The 20207-nt window shown below is 72.4% G+C and carries 19 protein-coding genes and 1 pseudogene; 9 read left to right on the top strand and 11 right to left on the bottom strand.

The features are described from left to right. The first annotated feature begins 71 nt into the window (after positions 1-71). From RB614_RS00310 to RB614_RS00290, 5 genes are all read left to right on the top strand, one after another. On the top strand, positions 72-1766 hold the full coding sequence (locus RB614_RS00310; RefSeq protein WP_308710233.1) for a PHP domain-containing protein: 1695 nt from the start codon (positions 72-74) through the stop codon (positions 1764-1766). Continuing rightward, positions 1763-2266: a hypothetical protein gene (locus RB614_RS00305; protein ID WP_308710232.1), complete on the top strand. Its 504-nt coding sequence runs from the start codon at positions 1763-1765 to the stop codon at positions 2264-2266. Before RB614_RS00310 ends, RB614_RS00305 begins: the two co-directional genes overlap by 4 nt. 132 nt (positions 2267-2398) lie before the next feature. Beyond that, the gene (locus RB614_RS00300; RefSeq protein WP_308710231.1) at positions 2399-3952 is read left to right on the top strand and encodes a peroxidase family protein; all 1554 of its coding nucleotides are present in this window, start codon (positions 2399-2401) and stop codon (positions 3950-3952) included. Between the two features lie 255 nt (positions 3953-4207). Further along, a complete protein-coding gene (locus RB614_RS00295; protein ID WP_308710230.1) occupies positions 4208-4672 on the top strand; it encodes a hypothetical protein in 465 nt (154 codons plus the stop codon). Continuing rightward, positions 4669-5616: a hypothetical protein gene (locus RB614_RS00290; RefSeq protein WP_308710229.1), complete on the top strand. Its 948-nt coding sequence runs from the start codon at positions 4669-4671 to the stop codon at positions 5614-5616. The genes RB614_RS00295 and RB614_RS00290 overlap by 4 nt, the downstream gene beginning before the upstream one ends. Here the strand turns inward: RB614_RS00290 and RB614_RS00285 are convergent, their stop codons facing one another. Together RB614_RS00285 and recO are read right to left on the bottom strand one after the other, a co-directional pair. After that, positions 5617-6390 carry an isoprenyl transferase gene (locus RB614_RS00285; protein ID WP_308710512.1) on the bottom strand — a complete coding sequence of 258 codons (774 nt, stop codon included), beginning with the start codon at positions 6388-6390 and terminating at the stop codon, positions 5617-5619. It lies immediately after the preceding gene. Positions 6391-6422: 32 nt separating this feature from the next. Continuing rightward, positions 6423-7169, bottom strand: a complete 747-nt coding sequence (gene recO, locus RB614_RS00280; RefSeq protein ID WP_308710228.1) for a DNA repair protein RecO — start codon at positions 7167-7169, stop codon at positions 6423-6425. Between recO and RB614_RS00275 the strand changes: the two are divergent. After that, positions 7087-8013: pseudogene (locus tag RB614_RS00275) on the top strand (DUF4097 family beta strand repeat-containing protein); the annotation flags it as partial. The gene recO and the pseudogene RB614_RS00275 sit on opposite strands and share 83 nt — an antisense overlap. Here RB614_RS00275 and RB614_RS00270 read toward each other — a convergent pair. The 9 genes from RB614_RS00270 to RB614_RS00230 form a co-directional block, all read right to left on the bottom strand. Continuing rightward, positions 7962-9071, bottom strand: a complete 1110-nt coding sequence (locus tag RB614_RS00270) for an acyltransferase family protein (RefSeq protein ID WP_308710227.1) — start codon at positions 9069-9071, stop codon at positions 7962-7964. The pseudogene RB614_RS00275 and the gene RB614_RS00270 sit on opposite strands and share 52 nt — an antisense overlap. 111 nt (positions 9072-9182) lie before the next feature. Further along, positions 9183-10055 carry a GTPase Era gene (era, locus tag RB614_RS00265; protein ID WP_308710226.1) on the bottom strand — a complete coding sequence of 291 codons (873 nt, stop codon included), beginning with the start codon at positions 10053-10055 and terminating at the stop codon, positions 9183-9185. Between the two features lie 34 nt (positions 10056-10089). Beyond that, the gene (locus RB614_RS00260; protein ID WP_308710225.1) at positions 10090-10476 is read right to left on the bottom strand and encodes a cytidine deaminase; all 387 of its coding nucleotides are present in this window, start codon (positions 10474-10476) and stop codon (positions 10090-10092) included. After that, complete coding sequence (locus tag RB614_RS00255) at positions 10469-11818, bottom strand: hemolysin family protein (RefSeq protein ID WP_308710224.1); 1350 nt, start codon at positions 11816-11818, stop codon at positions 10469-10471. Before RB614_RS00255 ends, RB614_RS00260 begins: the two co-directional genes overlap by 8 nt. Before the next feature lie 118 nt (positions 11819-11936). Continuing rightward, the gene (gene ybeY / locus RB614_RS00250; protein ID WP_308710223.1) at positions 11937-12404 is read right to left on the bottom strand and encodes an rRNA maturation RNase YbeY; all 468 of its coding nucleotides are present in this window, start codon (positions 12402-12404) and stop codon (positions 11937-11939) included. Positions 12405-12428: 24 nt separating this feature from the next. Further along, positions 12429-13478, bottom strand: a complete 1050-nt coding sequence (locus RB614_RS00245) for a PhoH family protein (protein WP_308710222.1) — start codon at positions 13476-13478, stop codon at positions 12429-12431. A gap of 165 nt (positions 13479-13643) precedes the next feature. Next, entirely contained in the window at positions 13644-14990 is a 1347-nt protein-coding gene (locus RB614_RS00240; protein ID WP_308710221.1) for a serine hydrolase domain-containing protein, read from the bottom strand. Beyond that, positions 14990-15343, bottom strand: a complete 354-nt coding sequence (locus RB614_RS00235) for an HIT domain-containing protein (RefSeq protein ID WP_308710220.1) — start codon at positions 15341-15343, stop codon at positions 14990-14992. Before RB614_RS00235 ends, RB614_RS00240 begins: the two co-directional genes overlap by 1 nt. A gap of 111 nt (positions 15344-15454) precedes the next feature. Continuing rightward, the gene (locus tag RB614_RS00230) at positions 15455-16297 is read right to left on the bottom strand and encodes an NAD-dependent epimerase/dehydratase family protein (protein ID WP_308710219.1); all 843 of its coding nucleotides are present in this window, start codon (positions 16295-16297) and stop codon (positions 15455-15457) included. Positions 16298-16372: 75 nt separating this feature from the next. On the opposite strand from RB614_RS00230, the gene RB614_RS00225 reads away from it, so the two are divergent. From RB614_RS00225 to RB614_RS00215, 3 genes are all read left to right on the top strand, one after another. Then, a complete protein-coding gene (locus tag RB614_RS00225; protein ID WP_308710218.1) occupies positions 16373-16804 on the top strand; it encodes a MarR family winged helix-turn-helix transcriptional regulator in 432 nt (143 codons plus the stop codon). Between the two features lie 108 nt (positions 16805-16912). Then, a complete protein-coding gene (locus RB614_RS00220) occupies positions 16913-17701 on the top strand; it encodes a S1 family peptidase (protein ID WP_308710217.1) in 789 nt (262 codons plus the stop codon). Positions 17702-17794: 93 nt separating this feature from the next. Continuing rightward, positions 17795-20173, top strand: coding sequence for a beta-glucosidase family protein (locus RB614_RS00215; protein WP_308710216.1), 2379 nt, complete (start codon positions 17795-17797; stop codon positions 20171-20173). Positions 20174-20207: the final 34 nt, after the last annotated feature.

The raw sequence follows: 20207 nt of genomic DNA, 5'->3' as shown, positions 1-20207 counted from the left end.
ACGCCACCTCCTGTTCGCCGATGGGGACGAGATTGAGCCCTGGATCATCGCGTAACACGAGGAGTAATCGCATGGGCCACGGCCACCACCATCACGATCTCGGCGGGCAGCCCGCCGACGTACCCGAGGCTCTCGACCTGTCCATCCCGGACGGTGAGCTTTCGCCCGCGGACGTCTCGCGGCGCGGTTTCCTGCGCGGCGCCGGCCTTCTCGGCGCCGGCGCGGCGGCGAGCGTCCTCGCGACACCGGGCGCGGCGCACGCGCACAGCGACGACCACGATCACGGCCCCGGCGGCGACCACAACGAGAAGGGCGGCTTCCTCTGGCTCGCCGGCGACCACCACATCCACACCCAGTACAGCTCGGATGCCATGTACCGGGTGGTGGACCAGGCCCGCCACGCGCGGGCGTACGGCCTGGACTGGATGGTCATCACCGACCACGGCAGCGTGGCCCACGCCAAGATCGGCGTGGAGAAGGTGAACCCGGACATCGTCGCCACCCGCAAGGAGCTGAAGGACCTGCTGGTCTTCCAGGGCCTGGAGTGGAACATCCCGGCCGCCGAGCACGGCACCGTCTTCGTCCACCCCGGACCGAACGAGGTGGCGGTGCTGAAGGAGTTCGAAAACGCGTACGACGGCACGGTCAAGAACGCCGGCACCCCGACGCCGGAAAACGAGGCGCTGGCCGTCGCCGGCATCAAGTTCCTCGGCGAGGCCGTGCGTGCCCGCCGGGTCGAGGGCGCGCTCTTCCTCGCCAACCACCCGGCCCGCCGGGGCGTCGACTCGCCGCACGAGATCCGGGCCTGGCGGGACGCCGACCCGACCGTGGCCGTGGGCTTCGAGGGTGCGCCCGGCCACCAGGCGGCCGGCCTGCCCGGCGGCAACGCGGGCGGTCGCGGCTTCTACGAGGGCAGCCCCTCCTCCGCCTCGTTCCCCGCGTACCCGCTGGAGAGCTACCGCACCTGGGGCGGCTTCGACTGGATGACCTCCACGGTCGGCGGCCTCTGGGACAGCCTGCTCGCCGAGGGCAAGGCGTGGTGGATCAGCGCCAACTCGGACTCGCACGTCAACTACCTCGACGTGGCGACCCGGGGCCCGGACAGCAACTTCGACCTCAACGGCAAGTACAACGACCCGGTGTACGGCACGCTGCTCGCCGAGGCCGGCGACTACTGGCCCGGCCAGTACAGCCGCACGCACGTGGGTACGACCGCGTTCGGGTACCGCGCGGTCATGAACGGCCTCCGCGCCGGCCGGGTCTGGGTCGACCACGGCGGCCTCATCAGCGGCCTGGACGTCCGCGTCCGCGCGGCCGGCGACTCGGGGCCGGACGGCGGCACCCCGCTCGGCGGCGTGCTCAAGGTCAAGCGGGGCACCAGGGTCGACCTCACCATCGACATCGACCTGGCGAACGGGCCGAACTGGGCGCAGTTCGTGCCGGTGCTGGCCCGGGTCGACGTGATCGCCGGATCGGTGACCGGCCCGGTCGCCGACCGGGACGCGTTCACCGCCCCGAACACCAAGGTGGTCAAGTCGTTCGAGGTCGACAAGGGCACGGGCAAGGCCTCGTTCCGGTACACGTTCGGCCGCGTCGACGAGCCGTTCTACGTGCGCGTCCGGGGCACCGACGGCAAGCGCAGCGCCCCCGGCCTCATGGGTGCCGCCGTCGACCCGGCCGGACCCGCCATGGACGTGCTCGGCGACGCCGACCCGTGGCTGGACCTGTGGTTCTACGGCAACCCGATCTGGGTCCTGCCCCGTTGAGATACGTAGGTCTGAGCCTCGGACACGGGGCCAACCGGGAGGCCGAGCACTGGCTGCACACGCTCGGCCTCCCGGCCGGTGTCGAGGCGTGCACGCACCTGGCGCGCGTGCCGTACCCCCACGTCGCGGTGAGCCTCGCGCTCCCTCCCGCCGTGGAGGTGGAGCTGCCGGAGGTACCGCCGGAGCTGCGCGCGCCGGCCGAGGAGGCCGCGGCGGTGCACGGTGCCCAGCGGGGCGGGCGCGCGGTGCTCTTCGCGGGGGTGGAGCGCCTCGTGGGTACGGTCACCGTCGCCGAACTGCTCGCCGGCAGCGCGATCTCGCGGGTCAAGGTGCTCGGCGGGGCGGCACCGGACCCCGGGACGGAGATCGTCACCCGCGACTTCGTCCGTCCGGAGTGGATGGACGGCGAGCTGACCCTGACGGCCACGGCGGCGCCGCGCGGTCGGCTGGCGCCGTTCGAGTTTCCCAACCCCACGCCCTGCTGCGGTGGGGCGCACTGACGCCGGGCGGCGCTGATCGCTAAAACCCCTTGGGGGGCCTGCGCTGCTGGTGGGAGCGGTTCCAGACTCTAGAAGGAATCCAGGTTGGCTAATTTAGCCCGCTCCCACGACGCTCTGGAAAGGCGGCAGCGCATGCCTTCCACTCCCTCTGTCAGCAGGCGGGGGTTCATCGCGCGGGTCGGCGGTGCGGCCGCCGGTGCCGTGGCGATCGGCGCGGCGCCCTCGCTCGCCGGCACGCACGCGGCCTACGCGGCGACCCCACCCGACCGCTTCGGGCGCATGTTCACCGACCTCGGCCCCTTCGTACCCGCCGACGACCGCCGCCGGGCCGCGCTCATGGACATCGGGCGCCCGGGCGGGATCATGGACGCCAAGGACCCGCTCCAGGAGGGTCCGATCCGTCTGATCACCAACCCCGAGCTCAGCCCGAACAACCGCGACAGCCAGGACGGCACCACCATCCACATGACCGCGGGTGTGACGTTCTTCGGGCAGTTCCTCGACCACGACATGACGTTCGACACGACCTCGCCGCTGGGCATCCCCACCACGCCCGAGGCGTCGCCGAACATCCGTACCCCCTCGTTCGACCTCGACACCGTCTACGGCGGCGGCCCGGTCGCCAGCCCCGCCTTCTACGAGCCGGACCGGATCAAGCTGCGGATCGAGTCGGGTGGTCTCTTCGAGGACGTACCCCGCCAGTCCGACGGCACCGCGATCATCGCCGACCCGCGCAACGACGAGAACACGATGATCTCCGGCTTCCAGAGCGCGTTCATCCTCGCCCACAACCGCATCGTCGACCAGCTACGCACCCAGGGCGTGCCGGCGGACCAGCAGTTCGCCCAGGCCCGGCGGATCCTCACCTGGCACTACCACTGGATCATCCTCAAGGAGTTCCTGCCGAACGTCGTCGGCCAGTCGATGGTCAACACCGTGCTGAGCGGCGGCCGCCGCTGGTACCGGCCGGATCCCTCACCCGCCTTCATCCCGGTGGAGTTCCAGATCGCGTACCGCTTCGGGCACAGCATGGTCCGCCCCTCGTACCGCCTCAACCTCGCCGGCAACCCGGACGGCACCCCGTTCTTCGGCTTCATCTTCGACCCGGCCGGCGAGGGCCAGGCCGACCCGGTCGACCTGCGCGGCGGCGCGCGGGCGCCGCGGCGCTTCGTGGGCTGGCAGACGTTCTTCGACTTCGGCGGCGACCAGACCACCAACGTCCGCCCCAACAAGCGCATCGACACCCACATCTCCACGCCGCTGTTCAACCTGCCACTACAGACCATCCCGAGCTCCGACCCGCCCACCTCACTGGCGACCCGCAACCTCCTGCGCACCATGACCTGGGGCGTGCCGGCCGGCCAACTGATCGCCCAGCGCATGGGCTACCCCCAGCTCATGCTCCAGGAACTGGCCGGCTACGGCGTGGCCCTGGAAAACCACACCCCGCTCTGGTACTACGTGCTGGCCGAAGCCGAGCGCCTGACCAACGGCGTGACCCTCGGCCCGTGCGGCGGCCGCATCGTCGCCGAGGTCTTCGTCGGCCTGCTCCAGCTCGACCCCGGCAGCTGGGTGCGCACCCAACCCACCTGGACGCCCACGCTGCCGTCGGCCACTCCCGGCACGTTCAAGATGACCGACCTGCTCCGCTGGGCCCGGGTGGACCCGGCGAGCCGCGGGCAGTGAGCGGCGGCCCGCCACAGAGGCGCGGGTGCGCCCGGCGTGGGGCCGGGCGCACCCGCCTGTCGTGCGGCCCAAGCCCAACTCCGGCTGGAGATCGCGGTAGCCCAAATCTCGTCGCTGAGCGTGTGTCAAACGCCCGCCACGCGGTACCCACTCGCAGGTCTTGAGTGTCGATCATGTTTGGATGGGGTTATGCCCAACCCCGACCGCCGTGACCTGCCGGCTCGTCGTCGTGGGGCGCGTGACCGGTGGGTGCCCGTGACGGAGCTCTCCCCGATGGCCCGCGCGTTGCTCAGCGACGACCTCGGCGGCCGGGACGTGGTGCCGGGGCACGTGGCGGACCGGGTCATGGAGCGGGCGGAGGAGTGGCTCGCGCACGGCTTCACCGCGGAGACCGTGCGGGCCTGGCAGGACCTGCCGCCGGCGGCCGCCGCCTACCTGGCCGAGCGTGGGGTCGAGCCGCGGGTGCTGGACCTGCCGGTGGACGCGTTTCCCGGCGCCGCCGCCCCGGTGCCGCTGCGGATCGCGATCAGCACCGAGCGGATCCCGGTCGAGCGGGCGTACCAGCTGCTGGTCCTGACCGGTGAGCACCAGCCGGCCGCACCGCCGCCGGCCCCGCCCCCACCGCCACCACCGCCGCCCTCCGAAAGGCCGCCGGCCCGGCCGGTCGCGCCGGTCCTCTTCTCGCACGCCCGCCCCGAGGAGGGCGATAGAAGATCGTGAGGATCGTCGACGCCCTGCTGCGTTCCGAGGAGCCGTCCATCCGGTGGAAGGTCCGCACGCGGGTGCTCGGCGAGCCCACGGACGGCAAGGCCGCGCGGAGCCTGCGCGAGCAGATCCGCCAGTCGCCGCGGGTGCGGCGGCTGCTCTCCGCCCGGGACGCGGACGGGCGGATCACCAACCCCAAGCAGGTGTACGCCAAGTGGCGGGGCGCCCATTGGGTGCTGGCCGCCCTCGCCGACCTCGGCTACCCACCCGGCGACGAGTCGCTGATCCCGCTCCGCGACCAGGTGCTGCGGCGCTGGCTGCGGGACGTCGACGTGCCGCTGGTCCAGGGGCGGTACCGGCGCTGCGCCTCCCAGCAGGGCAACGCGCTGCGCTACCTGACCCTGCTCGGCATCCTCGACGGCGGCGACGCGCGTACGCTCGCCGAGCGGCTGGTCAAGTGGCAGTGGCCGGACGGCGGGTGGAACTGTGACCGCAACCCGACGGCGCAGACCTCGTCGTTCATGGAGACGCTGCTGCCGATGCGCGGCCTGGTCGGGCACGACGCCACGGCGGCCGAGCGGGCCACCGAGGTCTTCCTCACCCGCCGGCTGGCCTGGCGGCGCTCCACCGGCGCGCTGATCCACCCCGACTTCGCCCGGCTGCACCACCCGCTGTACTGGCACTACGACGTGCTCGGCGGGCTCGTCGGCATGGTCGAGGTGGGCACGATCGGCGACCCCCGCTGCGGCGAGGCGCTCGACCTGCTGGCGGCGAAGCGGCTGCCGGACGGCGGCTGGCCGGCCGAGAAGGCGTACCAGACGAGGGCCGGCGACCCGCTCGACTGGGGCGGCACCGGGGCCCACCGGACGAACGAGTGGGTCACCGCGGACGCGCTCGCCGTCCTCGCCGCCGCCGGACGGCTCAGCTGGGCGGATCCCGCCGCCGGCCTCCCGGCGTGATCAGCTGGGCGCCACCGGGTTGGGCAGTGCGCCACCGAAGCGGCGGTCGCGCTGGGCGTACAGCTCGCAGGCGTACCAGAGGTGGCGCCGGTCGAAGTCGGGCCAGAGGGTGTCCAGGAAGACCATCTCCGCGTACGCCGACTGCCACAGCAGGAAGTTGGAGGTGCGCTGCTCACCGGAGGGGCGCAGGAAAAGATCGACCTCGGGCACCTCGGGGTGGTAGAGGTACCGCGAGATCATCTTCTCGTTGACCTTGTCGGGTGAGACCCGGCCCGCCGCGACGTCGCGGGCGATCGCGGCGGCCGCGTCGGCGATCTCGGCCTGGCCGCCGTAGTTGACGCAGAACTGGAGCGTCAACGTCGAATTGCCGCGCGACATCTCCTCGGCGGTGACCAGCTCGGAGATCACGCTCTTCCAGAGCCGGCCGGTCCGCCCGGACCACACCACCCGTACGCCCAGGTCGACGAGCTGGTCCCGGCGGCGCCGGATCACGTCCCGGTTGAAGCCCATCAGAAACCGGATCTCCTCCGGCGAGCGCCGCCAGTTCTCCGTCGAGAACGCGTACGACGACAGGTACGGGATGCCCAGCTCGATCGCACCCTCGATCGCGTCGAACAGGGAGTATTCGCCCTGCTCATGCCCCTTTGTCCGGGGCAGGCCGCGCTCCTTGGCCCAGCGCCCGTTGCCGTCCATCACGATCGCGATGTGCCGCGGCAGGCTCTCCTTGGGCAGCGCGGGCGGGCGCGCACCGGACGGATGCGGCGTCGGCGCCATCGGCTCCCGACGTCGGATCTTCACAACCACAGCTATCCCCTATCCACCAGCGGCAGCGAGCGTAACGCGCGCTCGAGGTGCCACTGCAAATGCGCCGCCACCAGCCCGCTGCACTCACGGCGGCTGGCCGCCTCCGCGCCGTCCGCCACCCGCCAGTCACCCGACGTGAGAGCGGACATCAGGTCGATTGTGGCCGGCGCCGGATGCGCCGATCCCGGCGGGCGGCAGTCCGGGCAGACACAACCCCCAGCGGGTACCGAGAACGCGCCGTGCCGCCCCGGTGTGCCGCAGACCGCGCACTCGACCAGCGCCGGCGCCCACCCGGCGACGCCCATGCTGCGCAGCAGGTACGCGTCGAGGACCAGCGTGCTGGCGTGCGCCCCCTCGGCCAGCGCGCGCAGGGCGCCGAGCGTGAGCAGGAAGAGCCGCAGCGAGGGCTCGAGCTCCACCGGGGTGAGCCGCTCGGCGGTCTCCACGATCGCGCTGGCGGCCGTGTAGCGCGGGTAGTCGTCGAGGAACCGCTTGCCGTACAGCTCGATCCCCTCGACCTGGCTCACCGTGTGCAGCGACGCGCCCTCGGCGAGCTGGAGATCGATGTGCCCGAACGGCTCCAGCCGGGCGCCGAACCGCGACGTGGTGCGGCGAACCCCGCGGGCCACCGCCCGCACCCGCCCGTGCCGCCGGGTCAGCAGCGTGATGATCCGGTCGGATTCGCCCAGCTTTTGCACGCGCAGCACCACCGCGTCGTCGCGGTACAGCGGGCGGCGAAATCCGGGCACCGGCTCATTGTCCCCTACCCCGTGCGGGGTCCCCGGGGAAAGGTGGAGCGCAGCGGAGCGTTTTCTTGGGGTGCAATTTCAGGGTCGTCTCGGTGACCGCTCCGGATGTGTACCGGGGTTCCGCGCCCGTACCGTGCAGACCATGGATCCCCGAAAGCTGCTCGCCGTGGCCGGCGTGGTCGCCGTCGCCGGCCTGGTCGCCTGCGACGACGTCGCCCGGACCCGCCTGGACTACGACAACACCGAGAAGGTGGCGATCAGCGAGATCGTCATCGAGCCGGGTTCGGGCAACGTGACGATCAGCACCAGCGACACGCAGCAGGTCGACGTGCGCCGGGTGGTGCGCTACACGGGCGACGAGCCGGACACCGCGTACCAGATCAACGGCTCGGTGCTGCAGATCGACAGCGAGTGTGGCAACTTCTGCAGCGTCGACTGGGAGATCGTGGCCCCTAAGGGTGTGGCGATCCGGGGCGAGATCGGCTCCGGCGACCTCTCCCTGAGCGGTGTGTCTACCGTGGACCTGAGGACCGGCTCGGGCAACGTCGGCATCACCGACGCGACCGGCTCGGTGCGGGTGCAGGCCGGCTCCGGCGACATGGTGATCGCCGATGTCGGCGGTGACCTGGAGGCGCGTACCGGCTCGGGCAACATCGACGCGCGCGGCCTGTCCGGCGCGACGAACACCGCCCGCACCGGCTCCGGCGACGTGACGCTGTCGCTGGCCAAGAGCGGTGCCGTGCGTACCCACACGGGCAGCGGCAACGTCGACCTCGCTGTACCGGCGGGCTCCTACCGGGTCGACGCGCGCACCGGGTCAGGCGAGAAGGTGCTCGGCGTGCCCAGCTCGCCGACGGGGCGGTACCTGCTCGACCTGGAGACCGGGAGCGGCGACATCACCCTGCGGGAGGTCTGAGCCGCGGGGACGCGGCGCCGCCCACCGGGCAGCAGCACCGGGCGGCGCCGCGCGGAGACGTCCTCCACCCAGCCGAAGAGCACGACCGACACGGCCACCAGCAGCGCCACGACGGCTAGCCGCGCGGCGAGGCTGAACGGGAGTACCGCGGCGACCCCGACGACGATCGGCATGTGCCACAGGTAGATGGTGAGCGCCCGGCTGTTGAGCACCGTGACGGCGCGCAGCAGCCCGACCCGCCGTTCCAGCCAGGCGGTCGTGGCCGGGGCGAAGCCGAGCAGCGCGAGCACGAACGCGGCGGACCAGAGCGCGTTGCCGAGCCGGATGTCGTTGAGGTCGAAGCCGCGCGGCCCCGGATGGGTCAGAAACCACGCCGCGCCGGCCACCGCCAGCACCCCGATGCACGGCACGAGCAGCCGCCACGACAGGCGGCGCAGCAGGCCGTCGTGGTGGGCGAAGCCGAGCAGCCACGCGCCGAAGTACAGGCCCACGTCCTTGAGCACGGTGTGCGCCGGCATGGCGCCGAACTCGATGAGCGCCAGCAGCAGGTACGGCGTGGCGAGCGTCGGGATCGGGAAGCGCCGAAACAGCGGCAACGCCAGCGGTGAGAGCAGGACGAACCACAGGTAGTCGCGCAGGTACCAGATCGCGCTCAGCGCCAGCGCCCCCCACGCGTTGGCCGGCGGGTCGAGCAGCGGCAGGCCCCAGTAGAGCAGGCGCCAGTCCACCGGGAGCCCGGTGAGCAGCATGGCCGGTACGAACACGGCGGCGAGCACCCACAGCGCGGGCAGCAGCCGGCGCAGCCGCCGCCAGACCGCGCGTACGCCGTGACTGTCCAGGGAGGCCGCCATCAGCGAGCCGGCGAGCGCGAACATCACCGACATCGCGGGGAAGGCGATGGTGAGAAACGCCCAGTGGGTGGTGTGGTAGACGACGACTCGGACGACGGCCAGTGCGCGCAGCAGATCCACGTACCTGTTTCGCATGGGTCCAATCGGGGGGATGCGGGGAACGGGGGTAGCTACCGCCCTACCCCGCAGACCAACCGATGAACCCGTCCAAACGGAAACGTCTGCGTGACGAACCGCACAAAGACGTCAGAAGCCGAGCTTGCGCAGCTGCTTCGGGTCGCGCTGCCAGTCCTTCGCCACCCGTACGTGCAGGTCGAGGTAGACCTTCGTGCCGAGCAGCGCCTCGATCTCGGCGCGGGCGCGGGTGCCGACCTCCTTGAGCCGGCTGCCCCGGGCCCCGATCACGATGGCCTTCTGGCTGGTCCGCTCCACGTAGACATCGGCGTAGATCTTCGTCAGCCCGCCCTCGCGGATCATCTCCTCGACCACCACCGCGATCGAGTGCGGCAGCTCGTCGCGTACGCCCTCCAGCGCCGCCTCACGGACCAGCTCGGCGACCATCACCTGCTCGGGCTCGTCGGTGAGCATGTCGTCCGGGTAGAGCTGCGGCGACTCGGGCAGGTACTTGGTCATCACGTCGACGAGCGTCTCGACCTGGTATCCGGAGACCGCGCTGACCGGCACCACCTCGGCGAAGTCGGCGAGCTGGCTGACCGCGACCAGCTGCTCGGTCAGCCGCTTGCGGTCGACCAGGTCGGCCTTGGTCACGACGGCGACCACCGCGGCCTTCAGCTCGGCCAGCTCCCCGGTGATGAACCGGTCGCCCCGCCCGACCTCCTCGTCGGCCGGCACGCAGAGCCCGATCACGTCGACCTCGCTCCAGGTCTGCCGGACCAGGTCGTTGAGGCGCTCGCCGAGGAGGGTACGGGGCCGGTGCAGGCCGGGCGTGTCCACGAGTACGAGCTGCGAGTCTTCGCGGTGCAGCACGCCCCGGATCACGTGCCGGGTGGTCTGCGGCTTGTTGGAGGTGATGGCGATCTTCTGCCCGACGATGGAGTTCATCAGCGTGGACTTGCCGGCGTTGGGCCGGCCCACGAAGCAGGCGAACCCCGCCCTCACGCCGCCCCCTCGCGCTGACCCTCGACCACGGGGCTCACCCGGTCACCGTGCCGATGAGCCTGCCGTCCGGGCCGGCCACGTGCACCGGGGCGTCGGTGGAGAGGTCGCGGACCGCGGCGTACCCGGCGCCGTCCAGAGTGGACGCCTCGGTCACCACCGCCGCGGCCTCCAGGCGGGTCGCGCCGGCCGCCGCCGCCGAAGCCACGGCGAGCTGGAGCGCGGTGACCGTCAGCGAAGGGAGTGAGACGCTCGCCGCCGCGTAGGTACGGCCGTCCTGGTCGCGCACCGCCGCGCCCTCGACCGCGGTCACCCGGGCCCGTGCGCCGCGGGCGAGCAGCACCAGCTTGGCGTCTTCGGCGTCCAGCTCGGCCGGCGCGCCGACCGGCGCTCCAATCGCGGTCGCCCTGGACGACTCAGGCATCGGCGGTCTGCCTCTCTTGCTCGGGGGTCTCGGCGGGCACGTCGCCGCTGGACACCTCGCGGCGAACCAGGACGGAATCGATCCGGTTGCGGCGGCCGGTGGTGCCCTCGGCGACCATGTGCAGCCCGCTCACCGTAGCCTGTGCCCCCGGGATCGGTACCCGCCCCAGCGCCTGGGCGAGCAGGCCGCCGACGGTCTCCACCTCGTCGTCGGGGAGGTCGACGCCGAAGATCTCGCCGAGGTCCTCCACGGGCAGGCGGGCGGTCACCCGGACCGCGCCGTCGTCGAGCCGCTCGACCGGCGGGCGCTCGACGTCGTACTCGTCGGTGATCTCGCCGACGATCTCCTCGAGGATGTCTTCGATCGTGACCAGGCCGCCGGTGCCGCCGTACTCGTCGACGACGATCACCAGGTGGGTGCGGGCCGCCTGCATCTCGGAGAGCAGGTCGTCGACCGGCTTGGACTCCGGCACGAACCGCGCCTCGCGCATCAGCTCGGCCACCGCCGTGGCGTCGGCGCCCGGACCGCCGCTCTGCGTACGCCGCACGACGTCCTTGAGATAGAGAACGCCGAGCACGTCGTCGACGCTCTCGCCGATCACCGGGATGCGGGAGAAGCCGGAGCGCATGAAGAGCGCGAGCGCCTGCCGCAGCGACTTGTGCGACTCGATCCAGACCATCTCGGTGCGCGGCACCATCACCTCGCGGGCGATCGTGTCGCCGAGCGCGAAGACCGAGTGGATCATCTGGCGCTCGCCGTGCTCCACCACGCCCCGCTGCTCCGCCAGGTCGACCAGCTCGCGCAGCTCGATCTGGGAGGCGAACGGCCCCTCCCGGAAGCCCTTGCCGGGCGTCACCGCGTTGCCGATGAGGATCAGCAGCGAGGCGAGCGGCCCGAGCGCCCGGCCCAGCCAGCGCACCAGCGGGGCGGTGGTGCGGCCCACCGCGTACGCGTGCTGGCGGCCGATCGTGCGCGGGCCGACGCCCACGACGACGAAGCTGACCACGGTCATCGCGCCCGCCGTGACCAGCGCGGCGGTCCACCCGGCGCTGAACGTGTCGACCGCCACCAAGGCGACGAGCGTGGTCGCGGTCAGCTCGCAGAGCAGCCGCAGCAGCAGGAGCAGGTTGAGGTGGCGGACCACGTCGGAGGCGACGATCTGCAGGGCGCGGGCGCCCCGTACCCCCTCGCGGGCAAGCTCGGCGGCGCGCGCCGGCGAGACGGCGGCGAGCGCCGCGTCGGTCATCGCCACGATGCCGGCCAGGACGACCAGCCCGGCGGCGAAGATCAGCAGCTGCAGGTCGGGTAACCCGCCGCCCGTGGCGGCGGCTGCGGCGTTCACAGCGCCTCCTGGTTCGCTCGCTCGTGCGGCGCTGAAGGCGACGTCTTCCTCCGCCGCCCCGAAACCCCGACTACGTCGGCGGAGCGGCGTCCAGACGCCGCCGCGCCAACTCGCTCCCTCACTGGACTCTGGAGGCCCGCCAGCTGGACAGCAGCCGGGCCTGCAGCGCGAACATCTCCCGCTCCTCCTCCGGCTCGGCGTGGTCGTAACCGAGCAGGTGCAGGGCTCCGTGGACGGTCAACAGGTGCAGCTCGTCGGCCGCCGAGTGGCCGGCGGTGGCCGCCTGCTTGGCCGCCACCTCCGGGCACAGCACGATGTCGCCGAGCAGCGCCGGCTCACCGGCGCCCGCCTCGCCCGGGCCGTGGTCGACGCTCCCCTCGTCCATCGGGAACGCGAGCACGTCGGTCGGGCCGTCGCTGCCCATCCAGCGGTGGTTGAGCTCGGTCATGTAGTCGACGTCGACGAGCAGGACCGAAAGCTCGGCGAGCGGGTTGACACCCATCTCGTCGAGCGCGTGCCGGGCCACCGCCATCACGGCGTCGGTATCGACGTCGACGCCGGACTCGTTGGCGATCTCTATGGACAACGTGCTCTTCCCCCAGGAGACGGACTATCGGCGCCGGCCGGCGCGGGCGGTGCGGCCGGGTACGGCGTGCACACCCTGCCCATTTTGCGTCTCGCGCTCCGCGTCGTACCGGGCGTACGCGTCGACGATGTCGCTGACCAGCTTGTGGCGCACCACGTCGGCGCTGCCGAGCTGGGCGAAGTGGACATCCTCGACACCTTCGAGGATGTCGCGCACGACCTTGAGGCCACTCGTGGTGCCCCCGGGCAGGTCGACCTGCGTGACGTCACCGGTGACCACGATCTTGGAACCGAAGCCGAGCCGGGTCAGGAACATCTTCATCTGCTCGGGCGTGGTGTTTTGCGCCTCGTCCAGGATGATGAACGCGTCGTTGAGCGTGCGACCCCGCATGTACGCCAAAGGGGCGACCTCGATCGTGCCGGCCTGCATCAGCCGCGGGATCGACTCGGGGTCGAGCATGTCGTGCAGCGCGTCGTAGAGCGGCCGCAGGTACGGGTCGATCTTTTCGTAGAGCGTGCCGGGCAGGAAGCCGAGCCGCTCGCCCGCCTCGACGGCCGGCCGGGTCAGGATGATCCGGTTGACCTGCTTGGCCTGCAATGCCTGGACCGCCTTGGCCATGGCCAGGTAGGTCTTACCGGTGCCGGCGGGGCCGATCCCGAAGACGATGGTGTGGCCGTCGATCGCGTCGACGTAGCGTTTTTGCCCCAGCGTCTTGGGGCGGATGGTGCGGCCGCGCCGGGACAGGATGTTGAGCGTGAGGACCTCGGCGGGCCGCTCGGTGGTGCCCTGCTCAAGCATGCCGACGGTGCGCCGGACAGCATCGGTGGTCAGTGTCTCACCCTTTTCGATCAGCTCGAGCAGCTCGGTGAAGAGGCGCTCGGCCAGCGCGTTGTCGGCTGGCGCGCCGGTGATGGTGATCTCGTTGCCCCGCACGTGCACGTCGCTCGCGAGCGAACGCTCGATGAGCCGGAGAATCTCATCCCCGGCGCCGAGCAGGTTCACCATGATCTGCGAGTTAGGAACCGTGATCTTGGTCTGCACGCGGGTCTGCTCGGTGGGGGATGTCGTGGTCATAGATCGGCCCTCGGGCCAATGCCACCTGCTCTCGGTCTCAGTGCCGCGCCCGGTGGCGCGACGTGCGGAACTGCTCCATCGTATCGGCTCAACGCCCTGACCACCGCGCCCATTTCCGCGTGGGGACCTGGTAATTCCGCTTCCGGGGAACCGGACAGAAGGGCACTAATCGCCGGCGAAGGTCTGCTGGTCCCGAGTGAAGCGGTAGGTCGCCCAGTGCATGCGCACGACGGTGCCCTCGGCGTCGCGGGTGAGCCGCAGCAGCTCGCCCACCTCCCGCCCGGAGACGCCGCGCAGCACGTCCGGGCGGTCCGGCACGGGGGCGAATACCGCCGGCGGGCGGGTCGGCGGATCGTCCACGCCCCGGGCCCGCAGCACGCCGTCCCGCCAGAAGAAGACGTACTCGAAGCCCTCGCCCCACCAGCGGCCCAGCACCGACCGGTACGCCTCCGGGGCCGGCTCGCCGGGCGTCCAGGCCGGGACCTGCGCCGGGTCGTCCTGCACGGCGGCGGCGAGCAGCTTGTGCGGCAGCTCGACGGTGGCGATCGCCGTGCCGGAGGAGCCGAGCACCGCGCAGCCCATCGCCCGGGGCGTACCGTCACCGAGCCCGGCGGGGGCGGGGCGGCGGCCGTACACGCCGGCGAGGAAGCCCGGCATCGCACCGTCGTGCCCGACGTGTACGACCCGCTCCCCCTGCGGCACCAGGATCAGGCCGAGCCCGAACCCGGCGCTCCACAGTGCCTGGTCGGTCGTGGTCAGCGGCCAGCTCATCTCGTCCAGGGTGGACGGAGCGAGCACGCCGGCGCCCGGGTCGAGCGCGGCCGGGTCGGCGAGGAACGCGGCCCACCGCGCCATGTCGGCGGCGGTGCTCCACAGCTGCCCGGCCGGGCCCACACCGCCGAAGTCGGTCGGCGGCTCGGGCTTGGCGTGGTCGCTGTACGCCTCGACGAGGTAGCCGGTCACCGCGCGCTCGCCGGGCCGGACCGTCGTGTCCGCGAGTCCGAGCGGGCGCAGGATCCGGTCTTCGAGCACCTCGGCCCAGGTGCCGCCGCGCAGCCGGCCGACCGCGTGCCCGAGCAGCGACATGCCGAGGTTGGAGTAGTGGTAACGGCGGGCCGGTGGCAGGACCCGCTCGGCCCGGTCGAGCTCGGCCAGCAGGCCGTCGGCATCGGGGGCGAGCAGCGTGTCCCACACGTCGCCGTACGGCTCGCGTTGCAGGCCGGAGGTGTGCGAGAGCAGGCGGCGCACCGGCAGGTCGCCGTGCGCGGGCAGGTCGAGGTGGCGGCCGATCGGGTCGTCCAAGTCGAGCAGTCCCTCGTCGCGGGCTTGGAGCACGAGCACCGCGGTGAACGTCTTGGTCACCGACCCGATCCGGAACCGGCTCTCCGCGCCCGCCGCGCCGACCTGTACCTGCCACAGCGGCCGGTCCGCCCGGTGCAGCGCGGCGGAGAGCGCCGGTACGCGGGCCTCTGCCTGCACCCGCTGGGCCATCCTGGCCAGTTTCTTCGACATCACTTGGCGACCATCGGGCCCAGTGGCTCGCCGCCGAGCACATGCGCGTGCACGTGGAAGACCTCCTGGCCGCTGTACGGCCCGGTGTTGAAGATGACCCGGAAGCCGCCGTCGAGCAGCCCCTCGGCCTTGGCCACGGCGGCGGACGCGGCCAGCACCTCGCCGGCGAGCGCCGGGTCCGCGGCGGCGAGCGCGACGACGTCGGCGTGGTGCTCCTTCGGGATCACCAGCACGTGCACCGCCGCCTTGGGCCCGATGTCGCGAAAGGCGAGCGTGGTCTCGGTCTCGTACACCTTGGCCGCCGGGATCTCCCCAGCGACGATCTTGCAGAAGAGACAGTCAGTCGTGGTCACCCGCTGATGCTAGGTCGTGGACCCCGCCCTCCCCACGGCTGTGATCGAAGCTCCCCTCAAGTCGTTAGAACGACTTGAGGGGAGCTTCGATCACAGCCCACCACCCCGGCCCTAGAGCGCGCCGGCGGCCTGGGCCGTGTACAGCGTCGGGTAGAGCGGGCGGTAGCCCAGCTGGGTGCGGATCCGGCAGGTGTCGACGATGCCCTCCCACGGGTCGTCGAGCCGGCGGGTGGCGGCCTCCGGATCGGGCTCCTCCTGGTTGGCCCGGAGCAGCTCCAGCGCGGTCACCGGCGCGTCGTCGGCAACGTTGAAGACCTGGCCGTCGACCCCCTCGGCCGCGAGGATGCGGTCGAGCGCCTGGGCCACGTCGGCGTGGTGCACGAGGTGCAGCCGCCGGTGCGGCGCCCAGCGGCGGGCCCACGCCACCGACTCGGCCAGGTGCGGGTCGCCGTCCCCGTAGACGAACGCGAGCCGGGCGATCCGCACCGGCAGCCCCCGCTCGCGGTGCAGGCGCAGCAGCTCGACCTCGGCCGCCGCCTTGCCCACCGGGTACGCCCCCGCGGGGCGCGGCTCGTCGCCCTCGCCGGCGGGGCGGCCACGGCCGGGGCCGTAGACGAGGTTGGTACTGACGAATACGAACCGGGCCACGCCAGCGTCCACAGCGGCCTGGGCGAGCGCGATGGTGGCGTCCCGGTTGACCGCGTACGCCTCGGCGTCGGGCACGCCGCGGAACGCCGCCGCGATGTGCACCACCGCCTCGACCCCTTCGAGCGCCCGCTTGGCCGTGTCCGGCTCGCGCAGATCGCCGACCGTGACCTCGGCACCGCCGTTCCACCAAGGGGCGACCTGAGCCTCGGAACGCACCAGGACGCGCACCGGTCGGCGCAGGTCGAGCTGGCGGCGCACGTAGCGGCTGCCCACCCGTCCGGTGGGCCCCGTGATGAGGGTACGCACGGACCCTCTCCCTCCGTCGGTATCATTAGCTAGGCAATGAGTATACGTTAGCCGGCTAACGATTTTGGGGCAAGGGTGGGTGGCGAATTCCAGGCCGCGTTCTGGGCGGCCAAGCGGGCGATGGCCACCGCCTCCGAGGAGGCGTACCGCCGGCACGGCGTCCGTGCCGGCCAGCAGTTCCTCCTGTACGAGCTCTGGGCCGAAGACGGCCTCACCCCCGGCGAGCTGGCCCGGCGCCTCGGCCTGGCCGTGCCCACCGTCACCCGCACCGCCACCCGCATGGAGTCCGCCGGCATCCTGCGCCGCGAGCCGCACCCCACCGACGCGCGGCTGGTGCGGCTCCGTCTCACCGAGCGGGGGCACGAGCTCCAGGAGCTGATGACCGCCGAGGTGGTCCGGCTCTCCGAAAAGGCACTGAGCACATTGGACCAGGCCGACCGGGAACGCTTCATCGGGTACCTGAACGAGGTCCGGAAAAACCTCACGACCCCGGACGGTATGACGTAGCTGGGATGGCATTGACTCATTGCCATCCGTAAATCGAGATCCGTACGCTCCCCGCATCCGTGACATGCGCGCGCTCACGAGGTGCGCCATCCGTGTGGGGAGGATCCAATGGTTCGCTGGCGCAAAGTCGTGGGGACGGTCGCCGCGGCGCTGGCGGTGGCCGGGTTCACGGTCACCGTACCCGCTTCACCCGCCGCCGCGTCCGACGTGGCACCGCTCGTCGTGGGCGGCACCCGGGCCGCACAGGGCGAGTTCCCGTTCATGGTCCGGCTGTCGATGGGCTGTGGCGGCGCGCTCTACAGCCCGCGCCTCGTGCTGACCGCCGCGCACTGCGTGAACGGCACCGGCACCAACACCAGCATCACAGCGACGCTCGGCGTCGTCGACCTGCAGTCGTCGAGCCGCGTCCAGGTGCGCTCGAACTACGTCTACCGGGCCCCCGGCTACAACGGCAACGGCCGGGACTGGGCGCTGATCCGGCTCGCCAGCCCGGTCAGCGGCCTGGCCACACTGCCGATCGCGACGACCACCGCGTACAACAGCGGCACGTTCACGATCGCCGGCTGGGGCGCCGCGCGCGAGGGTGGGCCGCAGCAGCGGTACCTGCTGAAGGCGACGGTGCCGTTCGTCAGCGACTCCAGCTGCGACTCGATGTACGGCGGCGACGTCATCGTGGCCGAGGAGATCTGCGCCGGCTACACCTCCGGCGGCGTGGACACCTGCCAGGGTGACTCGGGTGGCCCGATGTTTCGCCGGGACGCCGGCAACGCGTGGATCCAGGTCGGCATCACGAGCTGGGGCAACGGCTGCGCGCGCCCCAATTTCCCCGGCGTCTACACCGAGGTGAGCACGTTCGCGTCCGCGATCCAGTCCGCGGCCGCGAGCCTGGGCGGCTGACCCCCACCGCCCGCCGCAGGGGGCGCCCGCGTGCGGGGCGCCGGGTGGGGCGTCCCCGTGCGGGGCGCCCCACTTTCCATTTAGGATCGGGCGATGTCGATCATCGAGGAAGCGCTGGCGGCTCTGGATCTCGAGACCAAGGTGCGGCTCCTCTCCGGTCAGGACTTCTGGACGCTGCCGGCCATCCCCGAGATCGGGCTGCGCTCGCTGGTGATGTCCGACGGCCCGATCGGGCTGCGCGGCATCGGCTGGCGCCCCGACGACCCGTCCGTGGCCCTGCCCAGCCCCACCGCGCTCGCCGCGACCTGGGACCCGGAGCTGGCCCGCACGGCCGGGCGCGTGCTCGGGCAGGAGGCCCGCCGCAAGGGTGTGCACGTGCTGCTCGCGCCGACCGTCAACCTGCACCGCAGCCCGTTCGGCGGCCGGCACTTCGAGTGCTACTCCGAGGATCCGCTGCTGACCGGCGAGATCGGCGCGGCGTACGTGGCGGGCGTGCAGGACCAAGGCGTGGGCACGACCGTCAAGCACTTCGTGGCCAACGACTCGGAGACCGACCGCTTCACTGTGGACGTACGGGTCGACGAGCGGGCACTGCGCGAGCTCTACCTGGCGCCGTTCGAGCGGATCGTCGGGGCCGGCGCGTGGGGCGTGATGTCGGCGTACAACGGGGTCAACGGCAGCACCATGACCGAGCACGCCGACCTGCAGATCGGGGTGCTCAAACGGGAGTGGGGCTTCGACGGCGTCGTCGTCTCCGACTGGACGGCCGCCCGCAGCACCGCACCGGCGGCGAACGGCGGGCTCGACGTGGTCATGCCGGCGGTCGGCGACCCGTGGGGCGAGGCGCTGGTCGCCGCGGTCCGCTCCGGCGCCGTCCCCGAAGAGGTCGTCGACGACAAGGTACGCCGGGTGCTGCGGCTCGCCGCCCGGGTCGGGATCCTCGACGGCGCCTCCCCGGCGGCCGGAGCTCCTTCCACACTCGACGGTGCGGCGGTCGCGCGGGAGATCGCCGCCCGGTCCTTCGTGCTCGCCCGCAACTCCGGCGGCCTCCTCCCGCTCGACCCCGCGCGGCTGCGCACGGTGGCGCTCTCCGGTGCGCTCGCCGCCGACGCGCGCGTGCAGGGCGGTGGGAGCGCGCTGGTCCAGCCGGCCCGGGTGGTCTCCCCGCTCGACGGGCTGAGCGCGGCGCTGGGCGGCGCGACCGTCACGTACTCCGTCGGTGCCGACCCGCGCCGCCGGATGCCGGTCGCCCGCGGTCCACAGTGGAGCGGCATCACGGGTGTGCTCCGCGCTGCGGACGGGCGGGAGCTCTTCCGGGCGTCGCTCCCCACCGCGTACGTGCGCTGGATGGGCGACCCGCCGCCCGGCGTCGCCCCGGACGAGATCGCCGAACTCGCCCTCTCCGCCCGCGTCACGCCGTCCGTGGGCGGCGCGCACGAGCTGGCGATCGTCGGCTTCGGGGACTTCACGCTCACCGCCGGCGGGCGCACGCTCTTCGAAGGCTCGCTGTATCGCGACCGGGACGAGTCGGCCGTCTTCCGCGGCCCGGCGGAGCAACGGTTTCCGCTCGACCTGGCCGCGGGCGAGCCGGTCGACGTGGTGCTCACCCAGCGGGGCGGCAATCCGGGGTTCGTGTCGTTCGCCATCGGTCACGCGCCGCCCTCGCCCGGCCCCGACGCGCTCCTCGACGAGGCGGCCAGCGCCGCGGCCGCGGCGGACGTCGCCGTCGTGGTCGTGGGGACGACCGAGGAGGTGGAGTCGGAGGGCTTCGACCGCACCACGCTCGCGCTGCCCGGCCGCCAGGACGAGCTGGTGTCCCGGGTCGCCACCGCCAACCCCCGTACCGTCGTCGTCGTGAACGCCGGCTCGCCGGTGCTGATGCCCTGGGCGGACGAGGTCGCCGCGATCCTGCTCACCTGGTTTCCCGGCCAGGAGGCGGGCGCCGCGCTGGCCGACATGCTGCTCGGGGCGGCCGAGCCGGGTGGCCGGCTGCCCACGACGTGGCCCCGCCACGACCGCGACGCGCTGCCGGTCACGCCCACGGACGGCGCACTGCCGTACGACGAGGGCGTCTTCCTGGGCTACCGGGCCGACCCGGCCGACCCGCTCTTCCCGTTCGGCCACGGGCTGGGCTACACCGACTGGGCGTACGAGTCACTGTCCATCGAGGACGGCGGCGAAGCGGTGACGGTGACGGTGACGGTGCGAAACGCCGGCGCGCGCCCGGGCCGCGAGGTGGTCCAGGTCTACATCGGACCGTCTACACCAGACCCGTCCCGGCCGCGTCGGTGGCTGGTCGGCTTCGCGGCGGCCGAGGCCGGGCCGGGCGAGGCGGTCACGGTACGGGTGCCGCTGCCCGAGCGCGCTTTTCAGGTGTGGGACGGCGGCTGGCGGAAGGTGCCGGGCAGCTACCTGGTCGAGGCCGCCCACAGCGTCGCCGACCGCCGACTGACCGCCGAGCTGACCGTCTAGCGAGTCCTCCCACGGCCGCGCGCGCTGGTGGGGG

Source organism: Phytohabitans maris (assembly GCF_031085175.1).
GTDB lineage: Bacteria > Actinomycetota > Actinomycetes > Mycobacteriales > Micromonosporaceae > Phytohabitans > Phytohabitans maris.
Note: the sequence above shows the minus strand (reverse complement) of the source record. Positions and strands in the feature narration are given on the sequence as shown.